Raw genomic sequence first — 15192 nt, forward strand, 5'->3', positions numbered from 1 at the left:
TCAGCCCCGGTGGGCAGCGCACACCGGGCACTGCGGGTTGCGTTGCATGCGGATGTCGGTCCAGGACAACTCTCGCCCGTCGAGCATGAGCAAGCGCCCGGGCATGTGACTGCCCATGCCGCTCAAGATCTTGAGGGCTTCGGCCGCTTGCACCGTGCCCACGATGCCCACCAACGGCGCGAACACGCCCATGGTGGCGCAACGGGTTTCTTCGGGAAGCTGCGCGGGTGGGAAGATGCAGGCATAGCAAGGCGCATCGGCCTGTGTGCTGTCAAACACCGAGACCTGCCCGTCCATGCGGATGGCTGCACCTGAGACCAGCGGTATGCGATGCACGACGCAGGCCAGGTTCACGGCTTGGCGGGTTTCAAAGTTGTCGCAGCAGTCGATCACCACATCGGCCTGCGCGACCAAGGTGTCCAACAGGGCCGCATTGGCGCGTTGGGTGATGGGGGTGACAAGCACGTCGGGGTTGATCTGGGCGATGGCGGTGCGCACCGATTCGGCTTTGTGCTGGCCTACCCTGTCCAGGGTGTGTGCAATTTGGCGCTGCAAGTTCGTGGCGTCCACCACGTCGTGGTCGACCACGGTGATATGCCCCACGCCGGCACTCCCCAGATACAGGCTGACCGGAGAGCCCAGGCCACCCGCACCGATGATGAGCGCATGCGAGGCTAGGAGCTTTTCCTGGCCATCGATGCCCAGCTCGTTGAGCAGAATGTGCCGCGAGTAGCGCAGCAGCTGCGTGTCATCCATGGGCTGCCTCCGTCAATCGCTGACGCTCAGTCTTTTTTGTCGACTTTGCGCTCGGCCAGTGTGGAGCTGGCTTTGACAGGCTGGCCTTTGAGTTGCTTGATGGCTTGGGCCAGCTGGAAATCCTTGTCGGAGCCAAACTCTGGCAAGCGGCGCTCGGCCGCGGGCTTTTTGGATTCTTCTTCCAGTTTTTTCATGGCCTCTTCACGCGCTTGCTCACGAGCCGGGTCTTTTTTCTCTTCTGCTTCTTTGCCGTTGGAGAGGTGCTTTTCCAGGTCGGCTTCGCGAGTGCGTAAGGCGGCAAAGATGTTGCCGTTCTCGGTCTCGTCCAGCATCACGTCAGGCACGATGCCCTTGGCCTGGATGGCGCGGCCCGTGGGCGTGTAATAACGGGCGGTGGTGATTTTGAGGGCGGTGTCAGGGCCCAATTGGCGAACGGTTTGCACCGAGCCTTTGCCAAAGGTCTGGCTGCCCATGAGGGTGGCGCGTTTGTAGTCTTGCAAGGCACCGGCCACGATCTCGCTGGCCGAAGCCGAGCCTTCGTTGACCAGAACCACCAAGGGCACTTTTTTCAACGCACCATCCGTGGCCTGGGTCATGCGGGTGATGGGGTCGTTGCTGCTGTTGCGACGCCAGAACTGGGGCGAGGCCTTGTAGGTGAATTTGCTCTCGGCCAATTGGCCGTTGGTGGTGACCACCGTGACGTTCTCGGGCAGGAAGGCGGCCGAGAGGGCCACGGCCGCGTCCAACAAACCGCCCGGGTCGTTGCGCAAGTCGAGCACCAAGCCCTTGAGCTTGGGGTCTTGTTTGTACATGTCTTCGATCTTGCGGGCAAAGTCTTCGACGGTGCGCTCCTGAAACTGTGACACGCGGATCCAGCCATAACCCGGCTCAATCATTTTGGACTTGACCGATTGCGTCTTGATTTCTTCGCGGATGATGGTGACCGGGAAGGTGCGGTTTTCGTCTTTGCGGAAAATGGTGAGCACCACCTTGGTTTTGGGCTCGCCGCGCATGCGCTTGACCGCTTCGCTGAGCGACAGGCCTTTGAGGGGTGTGTCGTCGACCTTGGTGATCAGGTCGTTGGTTTTGAGACCGGCCCGGTCTGCTGGGGAGCCTTCGATGGGGGAAACGATCTTGACCAGGCCATCTTCCTGGCTGATTTCGATGCCCACACCGACAAAGCGGCCCGATGTGCCCTCGGAAAACTCTTTGAAGCTTTTCTTGTCAAAGTACTGTGAATGCGGGTCCAGGCTGGCCACCATGCCAGAGATGGCTTCAGTGATCAGTTTCTTCTCGTCCACCGGTTCGACGTAATCGCTTTTGACCATGCCGAACACGGCTGCCAGCTGCTGAAGCTCTTCCAGCGGCAAGGGGGCCATGTTGCCGCGCGCCACGGTTTGCAGCGACACCGTCGTGAGTGCACCAGCCAAAGCGCCAATGCTCAACCAACCGACGATCTTGAGTTTATGTCCCATTTTGTGTGTGCGTGTGCAGTGATATTCAGATCAATATACACCTGCAAGCCCCGTGCCGTGGGGCTTGGCGTGTAATTCCATGTAAAGGGCGTGGCGCGATCAGGTTTTGCCTTGGTTGGCCACAGCCGCTGCGGCTTTGGCTGCGGCTTCGGCGTCTCCCAGGTAGTAGTGGCGAATGGGTTGGAGGTCTTTGTCCAGTTCGTAAACCAAGGGGATGCCATTCGGAATGTTCAGGTGCACGATGTCGGTTTCGGAGATGCCGTCGAGGTACTTGATCAGGGCGCGAATGGAGTTGCCGTGTGCAGCGATCAAAACGCGCTTGCCTGCCTTGATGCTGGGGGCAATGCTGTCGTTCCACGCTGGCAGCACGCGGGCCACGGTGTCTTTCAGGCATTCGGTCAGGGGCACCACAGCCGGGTCGGTGTAGCGGCGGTCGCTGCGCTCGCAGCGGGGGTCGCTTGCTTCTAAGGCGGGCGGCGGGGTGTCGTAGCTGCGACGCCAGACCAGCACCTGCTCATCGCCAAACTCTTTGGCCATGTCGGCTTTGTTCAAGCCTTGCAGCGCGCCGTAATGGCGCTCGTTGAGGCGGTAGTCTTTGACCACGGGCAGCCATGTGCGGTCCATTTCGTCCAGTGTGTGCCAGAGCGTGTGGATGGCCCGCTTGAGCACCGAGGTGTAGCACAGGTCAAAGTCCCAGCCTTCGGCCTTGAGCAATTTGCCCGCTGACATGGCTTGGCTCACACCCGTAGGGGTCAAGTCCACGTCGGTCCAGCCGGTGAAGCGGTTTTCCAGGTTCCAGGTGGATTCGCCGTGGCGAATGAGGACAAGTTTGTACATGGTCAAAGAGGCCGAAAAAGGGGGCGCAGAAGGAGGGTGAAACAAAGGTTGAGCCCGTCATTTTAGAATCGGCACTGGCAGGCCTTTGATCGGGCCTTTGTTTTTTTGCCTTAAAAGGTCTGATTCGTGAACTTTCTCATAGACAACTGGATGTTGCTGGCCATGGCGCTGGCTTCGGGTTTTGCTTTGCTTTTGCCGGTCTTGACCAAGGGCGGTGGGCTTGATCCTCAAGCCATGGTGCAGCTGATGAACCGTGACAAAGCGGTGGTCATTGACGTGTGTGAGCCCGATGAATTTGCCCGCAGCCATGTGATCGGTGCCAAAAACCTGCCTCTGGGCCAGTTGGAGGACAAGCTGGCGCAAGTGGTCAAAAACAAGTCGTCCCACGTCATCATGGTGTGCCAGGTGGGTGCGCGTTCGGCGCGTGCAGCAGCCACTGCCCGAAAGCTCGGCTATGACAATGTGCAGTCCCTCTCGGGTGGTTTGCGCGCCTGGGTCGCAGCCAGCATGCCGACCGAAAAATCCTGAACCCTCATTGACTCACCGTCACCCACCTCGCCAACAGGAACCTCTATGCCCGCCGTCAAAATGTATACCACTGCCGTTTGTCCTTATTGCACGCGTGCCAAGCAAATTCTGAAGTCCAAAGGCGTCGAGCACATCGAAGAAATCCGCATCGACACCGATCCCGCTCAGCGTGACCACATGATGCAAATCACCGGTCGCCGCACGGTGCCGCAGATTTTCATCGGTCAGACCCATGTGGGCGGTTGCGATGACCTGGTGGCGCTGGACGCCCAAGGCGGTTTGCTGCCTTTGCTGCAAGCGGTCTGAAGCCCCGCCGGGCTGTCAGGGTTTTCACAAACTTGGCTTGGCCCGGCGGCGGTCGTTCATCGACCATAATTGTCAGTCTTTATTTTTTCAGGCCCGCTTGAATGCGGTGCCGCCATTTCAAAGAGTTACCCATGACCGAAACCGCTGTCACCCCTAGCCAAGAAGTTCAAGCCCCTGTTTTCCAAATTCAGCGTGTTTACCTGAAAGAGGCTTCGTTGGAGCAACCCAACTCACCTGCCATCTTGCTCGACCAGCAGCAGCCCAGCGTGGACATCCAGTTGGGCGTGGAAGCTACACCCGTGGCCGAGGGCGTTTTTGAGGTCTGCGTGACCGCCACCGTGCACACCAAGATTGCCGACAAGACCGTGTTCTTGGTGGAGTGCAAGCAAGGCGGCATTTTTGAAATCCGCAACCTGCCTGATGACCAGATGGGCCCCGTGATGGGCATCGCTTGCCCGCAAATTGTGTACCCCTACCTGCGTGGCAATGTGGCCGATCTGATCACCCGTGCGGGCTTCCCACCGGTGCATTTGGCTGAAATCAATTTCCAGGCCATGTACGAACAGCAGCAAGCCCAGCAAGCCGCTGCCGTCACCCAGTAAAACCGGGCTTCAGCCGGACCATGCACATCACCATCATGGGTGCCGGCGCTTGGGGCACCGCCATGGCCTTGGCGGCGGCCAAGCATCCGAGCGGGCACAGGGTCACATTGCATGTCCGCGATGCGGCCCAGGCCGATGCCTTGCGCTCGCAAAGGCAAAATGCCCGCTACCTGCCGGGCGTGAACTTGCCCGGCGCCATTGAAATTTCATCGGCCCCGTTAGCGTCTTTGCGGGCGTCTTCTCCTGATTGCGATTTGTGGGTCATCGCCACGCCGATGGCGGGTTTGCGCACCGTACTCGCGGCGATGGCCGGTGTGCGTGCGCCTGTCGCTTGGCTTTGCAAGGGCCTTGAGTCGGGCTCTGGGTTGATGCCGCACGAGGTGCAGGCCCAAGTGGCCCCGAACCTGCTGGCGGGAGCTTTGAGCGGCCCCAGTTTTGCCCTGGAAGTGGCACGTCAGCAACCCACGGCTTTGGTGGCCGCCAGTGCCCACGCCAGTGTGCGCGACGCTTTGGTGCAAGCCTTTCATGGCCCGGCTTTGCGTGTATATGCCAACCGCGACATCGTGGGTGTGGAAGTGGGTGGGGCCGTGAAGAACGTGCTGGCCATCGCCACGGGCTTGTGCGATGGGCTCGATCTGGGCCTGAATGCGCGCGCCGCCCTCATCACCCGGGGTTTGGCCGAGATGACGCGCTTGGGCTTGGCACTGGGCGCGCACAGCGACACGTTCATGGGCTTGTCGGGTCTTGGTGACCTGGTCTTGACGGCCACGGGTGACCTGAGCCGCAACCGCAAAGTCGGCTTGTTGATGGCCCAAGGCCAGTCGCTGGAGCAAGCGGTGACCTCGCTGGGGCATGTGGCCGAAGGCGTCTACAGCGCCCGCACCGTCCTGCAGCGTGCCCGTGTCTTGGGGGTCGACATGCCGATCACCGAGGCGGTGGTGGCTTTGCTGGACGCTCGCTGTAGTCCCCGCGAAGCCGTGCAGGCCCTGATGGGACGTGACCCCAAGGGTGAATTTGCCTGATTCGCATGAGCAAAACCGCACGCCAAGGTCCGCTGACATCGGCCTCTGTTTTTCAAAAACCCACCGCGCTGCAGCGGTTATGGCGTTTGCTGGAGGGCTTTGACGGGCCCTTGGCCTTCGCCGTTTTTCTCTTGGCCTGCCTGGGCATGGTGATCATGTATTCCTCAGGCTATGACCACGGCACCCGCTTTGTCGACCATGGTCGCAACATGCTCATTGCTGGGACCATCATGTTTGTCGTGGCGCAGATCCCGCCTCCGAAACTCATGGCCTGGGCCGTCCCGGTTTACACCGTGGGTGTGGTTTTGCTGGTGGCCGTGGCCATTTTTGGCATCACCAAAAAAGGCTCCACGCGTTGGCTTAACCTGGGTGTAGTGATCCAGCCCAGCGAGATTTTGAAAATTGCCTTGCCCCTGATGCTGGCCGCTTGGTTCCAAAAACGCGAGGGGCAGTTGCGACCCTTTGACTTTGCGGTGGCCTTGTTGATTTTGGGCATACCCGTGGGCCTGATCATGAAGCAGCCGGATTTGGGCACCTCCTTGCTCGTCCTGGCGGCTGGCTTGGCCGTGATTTTCTTTGCTGGTTTGAGGTGGCGCTGGATTTTGCCGCCCGTTGTTTTGGGCGTGTTGGGCATCGTGGTGCTGGTGGTCATGGAGCCCACCTTGTGCCAGCCCAACGTGGATTGGCATGTGCTGCACGAGTACCAGCGGCAAAGGGTGTGCACCTTGCTGGACCCGGGCCGAGACCCGTTGGGCAAGGGCTTTCACATCATCCAGGGCATGATCGCTATCGGCTCGGGCGGCTTTTGGGGCAAAGGCTTCATGCAGGGCACACAAACCCACTTGGAGTTCATTCCCGAGCGCACCACCGACTTCATTTTTGCTGCCTTGGGAGAAGAGTTTGGTCTCTTGGGTGGCCTGGTCTTGTTGGCGTGCTTTTTCTTCCTGATCTACCGGGCTCTGGTCATCGCCATGCAGGCCCCTACCTTGTTCAGCCGTTTGCTGGCGGGCAGCATGGCCATGATTTTCTTCACTTACGCTTTTGTGAACATGGGCATGGTCAGCGGCATCTTGCCGGTGGTGGGCGTGCCCCTGCCCTTCATCAGTTATGGCGGCACGGCCATGGTCACCTTGGGGCTGGCGCTGGGCATCTTGATGTCGATCGCTAAATCCAAGCAACTGGTGCAAACATGAAACCTTCATGCGCAGCGGCGGTAGTCGGTGCAGGCAACATGGGTGGTGCCATGCTGGCCCGTTTGCGTGATTTGGACTGGTCGCTGGCGGTGCACGACACCGATGCCCAAGCTCAAGCTCAAGCTGTGGCCTTGGGGGCTGCACCTTGCGGCTCGGCTGAGCAGGCCGCGCAGTCTCTGGCTCCGCAAGGTGTGTTGCTGGTCGCTGTGGTCGATGCGGCGCAAACCGAGTCGGTGCTGTGGGGCGAGGGTGGGGCGGGTGCGCACTTGCGGCCTGGCCAATGCGTGATGCTGTGCCCGACGCTTGGGCCCGCCACGGTGGCGGCTCAGGCTGAGCGATTGGCGCTGCAGGGCGTCGATTGCATGGACGCCCCAATGTCCGGAGGCCCTTTGCGTGCCCGTGAGGGTCGCATGAGCCTGATGGTGGCTTGTCCGGATGACGTGTGGACGCGCCACCAAAACTTGCTGAGTGCCTTGAGCGACCAGGTCTTTCGGGTCGGCACCCGGGCCGGTGATGGCGCACGCACCAAGCTGGTCAACAATTTGCTGGCGGCTGTGAATTTGGCCGCAGCTGCCGAGGCCCTGGCCTTGGCGGAGCGGCTGGGCTTGGAGCCTGCAGCCACGCTGGCCGTGATCGAGGCCTCGAGCGGGCAAAGCTGGATTGGCTCCGACCGCATGCGCAGGGCATTGGCCGGCGACCTGGCACCCCGCGCCCATGTCAGTTTGTTGGCCAAAGACACGGGCCTGGCCCTGCAAGCCGCCACAGATGTGGCCTTCAACCCCCCTCTGGGTACGATTGCACGCGCACTGTTTGCCCAAGCCCTTGATCAAGGCTGGGCCGACTTGGACGATGCGGCTTTGTTGCAACTCATGCGCCAGCGTTGAAAAGGCGAATTCGCATGGCAAGTCCAGCTTGGAGACGGTGGTGAGTCTGTACAGCACCGGCAAGGGTCTTGATCCGTGCCTACAATGACCCCCATGATTTCACGCGAACCCACCATCGAACGCCTGGCCACGGCCCGCTCTCTCTTGCTGGAGCCTTTTGGCCTGGACGAAACCCACCTCAGCCGCGCTTTGGCCGCCATCAAGGCCCACGCTGTGGACGACGCCGATCTGTACTTCCAGTACACCCGCTCTGAAGGTTGGAGCCTGGAGGAAGGCATCGTCAAGACCGGCAGCTTCAGCATTGACCAAGGTGTGGGCGTGCGGGCCGTATCCGGCGAGAAAACCGCCTTCGCCTACTCGGACGACATCTCCGAAGCCTCTTTGATGGATGCGGCCATGACGGTGCGCACCATTGCGCAGGCGACACAAAACAAACGCATCAAAGTGCCAGCCCGCAAGGTATCGGCCAGTCGCTCTCTCTACCCCTCGCTCGATCCGATGTCCACCTTGGACAGCACGGCCAAAGTGAATTTGCTCGGCCGTGTCGAGAAAATTGCCCGCGCCAAAGACCCGCGTGTGGTGCAGGTCATGGCCGGTTTGGCCACCGAATATGACGTGGTCATGGTGGCCCGCGCCGACGGCACCCTGGCCGCCGACGTGCGCCCCTTGATCCGCCTGTCGGTCACGGTGATCGCAGAGCAGAACGGCCGCCGTGAAGTGGGCAGCAGTGGCGGCGGTGGCCGCTTTGGCCTGGCCTACTTTGACGATGGCATGGTCGAGAGCTATGTGCAAGAAGCCGTGTCGGCCGCACTCATCAACCTCGAAGCCCGCCCTGCACCTGCAGGCGAGATGACGGTGGTGCTGGGCAATGGCTGGCCTGGCGTGCTGCTGCACGAAGCCGTGGGCCACGGCCTGGAGGGCGACTTCAACCGCAAGGGCTCGAGCGCTTTCAGCGGCCGCATTGGCCAGCGCGTAGCGGCCAAAGGCGTCACTGTGCTCGACGATGGCACCATCTCTGACCGCCGTGGTTCTCTGAACGTGGACGACGAAGGCCACGCCACCCAAAAGAACGTGCTGATCGAAGACGGCATCTTGCGCGGCTACATCCAGGATTCGATGAACGCCCGCTTGATGGGTGTCAAGCCCACGGGCAACGGCCGCCGCGAAAGTTATGCCCATGTGCCCATGCCCCGCATGACCAACACCTACATGTTGGGTGGCGACAAAAGCCCCGAAGAGATCGTGGCCAGCATCAAAAAAGGCTTGTACGCCACCAACTTCGCGGGCGGCCAGGTGGACATCACCAGTGGCAAGTTCGTGTTCTCGGCCAGCCAGGCGTATTGGGTGGAAAACGGCAAGATCCAATACCCCGTCAAAGGCGCAACCCTGATCGGCAGTGGTCCCGAGTCGCTCAAGAAGATCAGCATGATCGGCAACGACATGAAGCTCGACTCGGGTGTGGGCACCTGCGGCAAAGAGGGCCAGAGCGTGCCTGTCGGGGTGGGCCAGCCCACGCTGCGCATCGACGGCCTCACCGTGGGCGGCACGGCTTGAGGGCCTGTTCAGGTTTGCCCTTGGGCGGACCCGTCAGGAAGCGTCAGAAACCTGTGATACATTGAAGCCCATGTCTTCGCACATTGCTTTTTACTTTTTTTATTTTTGGTTCTCAGTCCCCGGCGGACGAGAGGCGAGCGCATAAGCACCCGAACATCTCGATACACACCGCCGGAGCTCCAAAGCCCGGCGGTTTTTTTTCACCTGTTTTTTCAATCTGAGGAGTCCACGATGAACGCCAAAACCGCAGCCCCCGAGAGCTGGTATCCGAATGCCGCCGACCGAACTGGCCAGACAGACGACGAACGCATCAAGGACATCACCGTGCTCCCACCACCAGAACATTTGATTCGCTTTTTTCCGATTGCTGGCACAGCCACGGAAACCCTGATCACGCAAACCCGCCAATCGATCGCCAAGATCGTTCACGGCCAAGACGACCGCTTGCTGGTCATCATCGGCCCTTGCTCGATCCACGATCCGGCTGCAGCCCTCAATTACGCCCGCCGCCTGAAGCCCCTGCGTGACAAATACGCGGACACCTTGGAAATTGTGATGCGCGTGTACTTCGAAAAGCCCCGCACCACCGTGGGCTGGAAGGGCCTGATCAACGACCCCTACCTGGACGAGAGTTACCGCATCGACGAAGGCCTGCGCATCGCCCGTCAGCTGCTGATCGAGATCAACCGCCAGGGCTTGCCCGCTGGCAGCGAGTTCTTGGATGTGATTTCGCCGCAGTACATCGGCGACCTGATCAGCTGGGGCGCCATCGGTGCGCGCACCACCGAAAGCCAGGTGCACCGCGAGTTGGCTTCGGGCTTGTCGGCCCCCATCGGCTTCAAGAACGGGACGGACGGCAACATCAAGATTGCGACCGATGCGATCCAAGCCGCAGCCCGTGGCCACCACTTTTTGTCGGTCCATAAGAATGGCCAAGTCGCCATCGTGCAGACCCAGGGCAACCAGGACTGCCATGTGATTTTGCGCGGCGGCAAAGCGCCCAACTACGACGCTGAAAGCGTGGCAGCCGCTTGCAAAGACCTCGAAGCCGCCAAGCTGCCTGCCAGTTTGATGGTGGACTGCAGCCACGCCAACAGCAGCAAGAAGCATGATCGTCAGATCGACGTGGCCAAGGACATCGCCGCGCAGATCAGCGGCGGCTCACGCCAAGTGTTCGGCGTCATGGTCGAAAGCCACCTGGTGGGCGGTGCCCAGAAATTCACACCCGGCCAGCACGAGGTGGCGAACCTGACCTACGGCCAGAGCATCACCGACGCCTGCATTGGCTGGGACGACAGCGAAGGCGTTTTGCAGGTGCTGTCGGATGCGGTGAAGGCGCGTCGCGCCGTTTGATGCAGGGTGCGGCCTTTTGCCCTCATGAGAGGCCGCCCTTTTACCGACGACTGAATGGCTTGTGCGCAAGAATAGCGGCCTGGGGTGTGCTTCCAGCCAAAGGCGGCGCTTCAGTGTCTCGCCAAAGCTTCCAGCAGCTTGGCGTGAATGCCGCCAAAGCCCCCGTTGCTCATGCAGAGCAAGTGGTCGCCGGGTTGAGCTTGCGCCAGCACCTGTGCAATCACCTCGTCTATGTTGGCGCCCACTTGGGCTTTTGAGCCCATAGGTTCAAGTGCAGATAAGGCATCCCAGCCCAGTCCGCCTGAATGGCAAAAGGCCAAATCGGCTTCTTCCAGGCTCCAGGGCAGCTGGGCTTTCATGGTGCCGAGCTTCATGGTGTTGCTGCGCGGCTCAAAAATAGCCAAGATGCGCGCCTCGCCCACTTGTCGGCGCAGGCCGTTGACGGTCGTGCGGATGGCGGTGGGGTGGTGGGCAAAGTCGTCGTAGACGGTGATGCCGTTGATGGTGCCGCGCACTTCCATGCGACGTTTGACGTTTTCAAAGCTGGCCAGCGCTTTCGCCGCCACAGCAGGGCTCACGCCCACATGCTCGGCGGCGGCGATGGTCGCCAGCGCGTTGAGCTGGTTGTGCACGCCGCCAATGGCCCACTGCACCTCGGCGACCGGTTGACCCGCTTGCAGCACTTTGAAATGCGAGGGCTCGCCTTCGGCCACAAAGTCGCTGACGGCGCTGCCGAAGGTGCGCACTTCGCTCCAGCAGCCTTGGCCCAGCACCCGGGTCAGACTTTCTTCCAGGCCGTTGACCACCACCCGGCCCGAGCCGGGCACGGTGCGCACCAAGTGGTGGAACTGGCGCTCAATGGCGGCCAGATCATCAAAAATGTCGGCGTGGTCGAATTCCAGGTTGTTCAGGATGGCGGTGCGTGGGCGGTAGTGCACAAACTTGCTGCGCTTGTCAAAAAAGGCGGTGTCGTATTCGTCGGCTTCGATCACGAAATACTTTCCGCCACCCAGCCGGGCCGACACACCAAAGTTGAGCGGCACGCCGCCGACCAAAAAGCCCGGCTGCAGCCCGGCTTGCTCGAGCACCCAGGTGAGCATCGAGGTGGTGGTGGTTTTGCCGTGGGTGCCTGCAACCGCCAGCACATGTTGACCTTGCAGCACATGCTCGGCCAACCACTGCGGGCCACTGGTGTAGGGGGCGCCGGCTTCCAAGATCGCTTCCATCAGCGGGAATTTGGGGTTGCCATCGGCCAGTCGGGCGCGGCTGACCACGTTGCCGATCACGTACATGTCGGGTTGAAGGGCCATCTGGTCGGCGTCAAAACCTTCGATCAGCTCGATGCCCAAGGCCCGCAGCTGGTCGCTCATGGGCGGGTAAACGCCTGCGTCACACCCCGTGACACGATGCCCAGCTTCGCGGGCCAGTGCAGCCAGGCCCCCCATGAAGGTGCCACAAATGCCCAATATATGTATATGCATACCCGGATTTTAGGGGGCCATCGGGCGCAGTCTGAACTGCGGCCACTTGGGGCAGGTCACAATGGGTGCCCATGAACGATCTTGCCCTTGAAATTGCTGCCACTGCGGCCCGTCTGGTGGTGGAAGAAGGCTTGGCCTTTGGCCCGGCCAAACACCGGGCCCTGAAAGAGTTGGGTCTGCCCTCACGTACCGCTTTGCCCACCAACGACGTGGTTGAGGCCGAGGTGCGGGACTACATTGCGCTGTTTTGCAGCGACACCCAGCCCGGCGAGTTGTTGGCCTTGCGTGGATTGGCCCGGGTCTGGATGCAGCGCCTGAGCGAATTTCGTCCGCACTTGGGCGGTGCGGTCTGGCAAGGCTGGGCCACGCGTTTGTGCGATGTGGATTTGGCCTTGTTTTGTGATGACCCCAAATCGGCCGAAATCGCCTTGATCAACCAGAATCAGCGCTACGAGGCGCAAACCGTGCGCGGTCTGCATGGCAACGACGTGGAGGTGCTGAGTTTGCACAGTTTTTGTGAAGCCTTGAACGAGGATGTGGGTGTGCACCTGCGCATTTACGACTTGGACGATCTGCGCGGGGCTTTGCTGCCCGATGCGCAAGGCCGCTCGCCACGGGGTGATTTGGCCGCTTTGGAGCGCCTGCTGGCGGCATGAAAGACAATTCAAGCATGAATACTTCCACCTCAACCCCCTCCAGACGCCACTTGCTTTGGGGGGCAGGCGCTGCTGCCGCTGTCGCCGGAGTCGGCGTGGCCATGTGGCGTTATGAGCCCCGGGGCGTGGCCGACGCCGCAAGCCACCCGTTGTGGGCCCAGCAATTCGAGACGCCCTCGGGCGAGGCTTTGGCCATGGCCGGTTTTCAGGGCAAACCCTTGTTGCTGAACTTTTGGGCTACTTGGTGCCCGCCCTGTATCGAAGAATTGCCGATGATCGATGCCTTCTGGCGTGAAAATACCGCCAACGGTCATCAAGTGGTGGCTTTGGCCATTGATCAGCCCAGTGCTGTACGAAAGTTCCTCGGCCGTCAACCCTTGGGTTTTCCGGTGGGGCTGGTTGGTCTGGAGGGCACCCAATTGGCCAAATCTTTGGGCAATGCTGCAGGCGGTTTGCCTTTCACTGTGTTTTTCAAAGCAGATGGCAGCATTTGGCGACAAAAGATGGGGCAACTCACGGCCGATGATTTGGCCCAGTGGCGCAGCGCCACCCTTTGACGCACCGAGGGCCGAATGAGCAGGTGCAAGAGCGGTAGAAAACTGTGCCGTGGCTGAGGTGTACCGTCGCTGTTCGCTTAAGAAAAGATAAATTCAAGGGTTTTGACTGGAATTTGGTGTAAATTCGCTCCATTACATGTGCTCAAGCAATGGAGGATCTATGGATTTGCGCAAACTCAAAACACTGATTGACTTGGTGTCCGACTCGAACGTGTCGGAGCTGGAAATCACCGAAGCCGAAGGCAAGGTCCGTATCGTCAAGAGCATGGGTGTGGCCCAACCGGTGGTGATGCAGCAAGCCGCTCCCGTGGCCGCAGCGCCTGTCATGGCTGCACCCGCCGTGGCCGCAGTGGAGGCCGCACCTGTGTTGGCTGCAGCACCCGCTGGCCACGCCGTGAAGTCGCCCATGGTCGGTACTTTCTATCGCTCCTCCAGCCCAGGTGCTGCACCATTCATCCAAATTGGCTCGGTGGTTAAAGAGGGCGACACCTTGTGCATCATCGAAGCCATGAAGATCCTCAACGAGATCGAGTCTGACAAGTCCGGCACGGTCACGCAGATTCTGTGTGAAAACGGCCAAGCCGTGGAATACGGTCAGCCTCTTTTCATCGTCGAATAAAACCACGGGGATTTCATGTTCAAGAAAATCCTGGTCGCCAACCGAGGCGAAATCGCCTTGCGCATCCAGCGCGCTTGTCGCGAATTGGGCGTCAAGGCGGTGATGGTCTATTCCGAAGCCGATAAAGAAGCCAAATACGTCAAGTTGGCCGAAGAAGCGGTTTGTATCGGTCCTGCGGCATCTCCGCTGAGCTACCTCAATATGCCCGCCATCATCTCGGCTGCCGAGGTGACGGACGCCGAGGCGATTCACCCCGGTTATGGCTTTTTGAGCGAGAACGCCGACTTTGCCGAGCGGGTGGAGAAAAGCGGTTTCCAGTTCATTGGTCCAACGCCCGAGTCGATCCGCATCATGGGTGACAAGGTGTCGGCTAAGCAGGCCATGATCCGTGCGGGCGTGCCCTGCGTACCCGGCTCCGAAGGTGAATTGCCCGATGACCCGGTGCAAATCCGCCGCATCGCCAAGGCCGTGGGTTACCCGGTCATCATCAAGGCCGCTGGCGGTGGTGGTGGTCGCGGCATGCGCGTGGTGCACACCGAGGCGGCGCTCGTCAACGCGGTGCAAATGACCAAGGCCGAAGCCGGTGCTGCCTTTGGCAATCCGGCCGTCTACATGGAAAAGTTCTTGCAGAACCCGCGCCATGTGGAAATCCAAATCATGGCTGACAAGCACCGCAACGCCGTTTATTTGGGCGAGCGCGACTGCTCCATGCAGCGGCGTCACCAAAAGGTGATCGAAGAGGCCCCGGCACCAGGTATTCCCCGCAAGCTGATCGACAAGATTGGTGAGCGCTGCGTAGCTGCCTGCAAGAAGATCAATTACCGGGGTGCGGGCACCTTCGAGTTCTTGTATGAAAACGGCGAGTTTTATTTCATCGAGATGAATACCCGCGTGCAGGTCGAGCACCCGGTGACCGAGTGGGTCACGGGCGTGGACATCGTCAAGACACAGATCATGGTCGCTGCGGGTGAGAGGCTGCCCTTCACTCAAAAGCAGATCCAGATTCGGGGCCACGCCATCGAGTGCCGTATCAACGCCGAAGATCCTTTTAAGTTCACGCCTTCGCCCGGGCGCGTCACGTCTTGGCACATGCCTGGTGGCCCCGGTGTACGGGTCGATTCGCACGTCTACAACAACTACTTTGTGCCACCGAACTACGACTCGATGATTGGCAAACTGATCGTGCATGGCGACACCCGAGAACAGGCCTTGGCCCGCATGCAAACTGCTTTGAACGAGACGGTGATCGAGGGCATCAACACCAACGTGCCCTTGCACCGCGAGTTGATGGTCGACGCCAAGTTCATGCAAGGCGGCACCAACATCCATTATTTGGAACACTGGCTGAGCCAGCACAAGCGTTGAACTT

The 15192-nt window shown here is 60.4% G+C and carries 16 protein-coding genes; 12 read left to right on the top strand and 4 right to left on the bottom strand.

The window, feature by feature from the left end:
• The 3 genes from B9Z50_RS10675 to gpmA all read right to left on the bottom strand — a co-directional run bounded on the left by B9Z50_RS10675 (position 1) and on the right by gpmA (position 3068).
• The gene (locus B9Z50_RS10675; RefSeq protein ID WP_108364141.1) at positions 1–756 is read right to left on the bottom strand and encodes a molybdopterin-synthase adenylyltransferase MoeB; all 756 of its coding nucleotides are present in this window, start codon (positions 754–756) and stop codon (positions 1–3) included.
• A gap of 26 nt (positions 757–782) precedes the next feature.
• The gene (locus B9Z50_RS10680; RefSeq protein WP_108364143.1) at positions 783–2231 is read right to left on the bottom strand and encodes a S41 family peptidase; all 1449 of its coding nucleotides are present in this window, start codon (positions 2229–2231) and stop codon (positions 783–785) included.
• Positions 2232–2330: 99 nt separating this feature from the next.
• Positions 2331–3068, bottom strand: a complete 738-nt coding sequence (gene gpmA / locus B9Z50_RS10685) for a 2,3-diphosphoglycerate-dependent phosphoglycerate mutase (protein WP_108364145.1) — start codon at positions 3066–3068, stop codon at positions 2331–2333.
• Positions 3069–3194: 126 nt separating this feature from the next.
• Here gpmA and B9Z50_RS10690 point away from each other — a divergent pair, with 126 nt between their 5' ends.
• From B9Z50_RS10690 to B9Z50_RS10725, 8 genes are all read left to right on the top strand, one after another.
• Positions 3195–3596, top strand: coding sequence for a rhodanese-like domain-containing protein (locus B9Z50_RS10690; RefSeq protein WP_108364147.1), 402 nt, complete (start codon positions 3195–3197; stop codon positions 3594–3596).
• 45 nt (positions 3597–3641) lie between these two features.
• Entirely contained in the window at positions 3642–3902 is a 261-nt protein-coding gene (gene grxC, locus B9Z50_RS10695) for a glutaredoxin 3 (RefSeq protein WP_108364149.1), read from the top strand.
• 131 nt (positions 3903–4033) lie between these two features.
• Positions 4034–4504 (top strand): protein-export chaperone SecB, encoded by a 471-nt coding sequence (secB, locus tag B9Z50_RS10700; RefSeq protein WP_108364394.1) that lies wholly within the window; start codon positions 4034–4036, stop codon positions 4502–4504.
• Between the two features lie 20 nt (positions 4505–4524).
• Entirely contained in the window at positions 4525–5526 is a 1002-nt protein-coding gene (locus B9Z50_RS10705; protein WP_108364151.1) for an NAD(P)H-dependent glycerol-3-phosphate dehydrogenase, read from the top strand.
• A gap of 5 nt (positions 5527–5531) precedes the next feature.
• A complete protein-coding gene (gene rodA / locus B9Z50_RS10710) occupies positions 5532–6719 on the top strand; it encodes a rod shape-determining protein RodA (RefSeq protein ID WP_108364153.1) in 1188 nt (395 codons plus the stop codon).
• Positions 6716–7603: an NAD(P)-dependent oxidoreductase gene (locus tag B9Z50_RS10715; protein WP_108364155.1), complete on the top strand. Its 888-nt coding sequence runs from the start codon at positions 6716–6718 to the stop codon at positions 7601–7603. Before rodA ends, B9Z50_RS10715 begins: the two co-directional genes overlap by 4 nt.
• A 93-nt stretch (positions 7604–7696) precedes the next feature.
• Positions 7697–9157: a metalloprotease TldD gene (gene tldD / locus B9Z50_RS10720; protein WP_108364396.1), complete on the top strand. Its 1461-nt coding sequence runs from the start codon at positions 7697–7699 to the stop codon at positions 9155–9157.
• A gap of 231 nt (positions 9158–9388) precedes the next feature.
• Positions 9389–10510 carry a 3-deoxy-7-phosphoheptulonate synthase gene (locus tag B9Z50_RS10725; RefSeq protein WP_108364157.1) on the top strand — a complete coding sequence of 374 codons (1122 nt, stop codon included), beginning with the start codon at positions 9389–9391 and terminating at the stop codon, positions 10508–10510.
• Positions 10511–10620: 110 nt separating this feature from the next.
• Here B9Z50_RS10725 and mpl read toward each other — a convergent pair whose 3' ends face one another.
• On the bottom strand, positions 10621–11991 hold the full coding sequence (gene mpl, locus B9Z50_RS10730) for a UDP-N-acetylmuramate:L-alanyl-gamma-D-glutamyl-meso-diaminopimelate ligase (protein ID WP_108364159.1): 1371 nt from the start codon (positions 11989–11991) through the stop codon (positions 10621–10623).
• Between the two features lie 71 nt (positions 11992–12062).
• On the opposite strand from mpl, the gene B9Z50_RS10735 reads away from it, so the two are divergent.
• The 4 genes from B9Z50_RS10735 (at position 12063) to accC (ending at position 15188) form a co-directional block, all read left to right on the top strand.
• Entirely contained in the window at positions 12063–12647 is a 585-nt protein-coding gene (locus B9Z50_RS10735) for a hypothetical protein (protein ID WP_108364161.1), read from the top strand.
• A gap of 14 nt (positions 12648–12661) precedes the next feature.
• On the top strand, positions 12662–13204 hold the full coding sequence (locus B9Z50_RS10740; RefSeq protein WP_233249833.1) for a TlpA disulfide reductase family protein: 543 nt from the start codon (positions 12662–12664) through the stop codon (positions 13202–13204).
• A gap of 160 nt (positions 13205–13364) precedes the next feature.
• Positions 13365–13823, top strand: coding sequence for an acetyl-CoA carboxylase biotin carboxyl carrier protein (gene accB, locus B9Z50_RS10745; protein WP_108364165.1), 459 nt, complete (start codon positions 13365–13367; stop codon positions 13821–13823).
• 15 nt (positions 13824–13838) lie between these two features.
• The gene (gene accC / locus B9Z50_RS10750) at positions 13839–15188 is read left to right on the top strand and encodes an acetyl-CoA carboxylase biotin carboxylase subunit (RefSeq protein WP_108364167.1); all 1350 of its coding nucleotides are present in this window, start codon (positions 13839–13841) and stop codon (positions 15186–15188) included.
• The last annotated feature ends 4 nt before the right edge of the window (positions 15189–15192 follow it).

The organism is Limnohabitans sp. Bal53, assembly GCF_003063355.1.
Taxonomy (GTDB): Bacteria; Pseudomonadota; Gammaproteobacteria; order Burkholderiales; family Burkholderiaceae_C; genus Limnohabitans_A.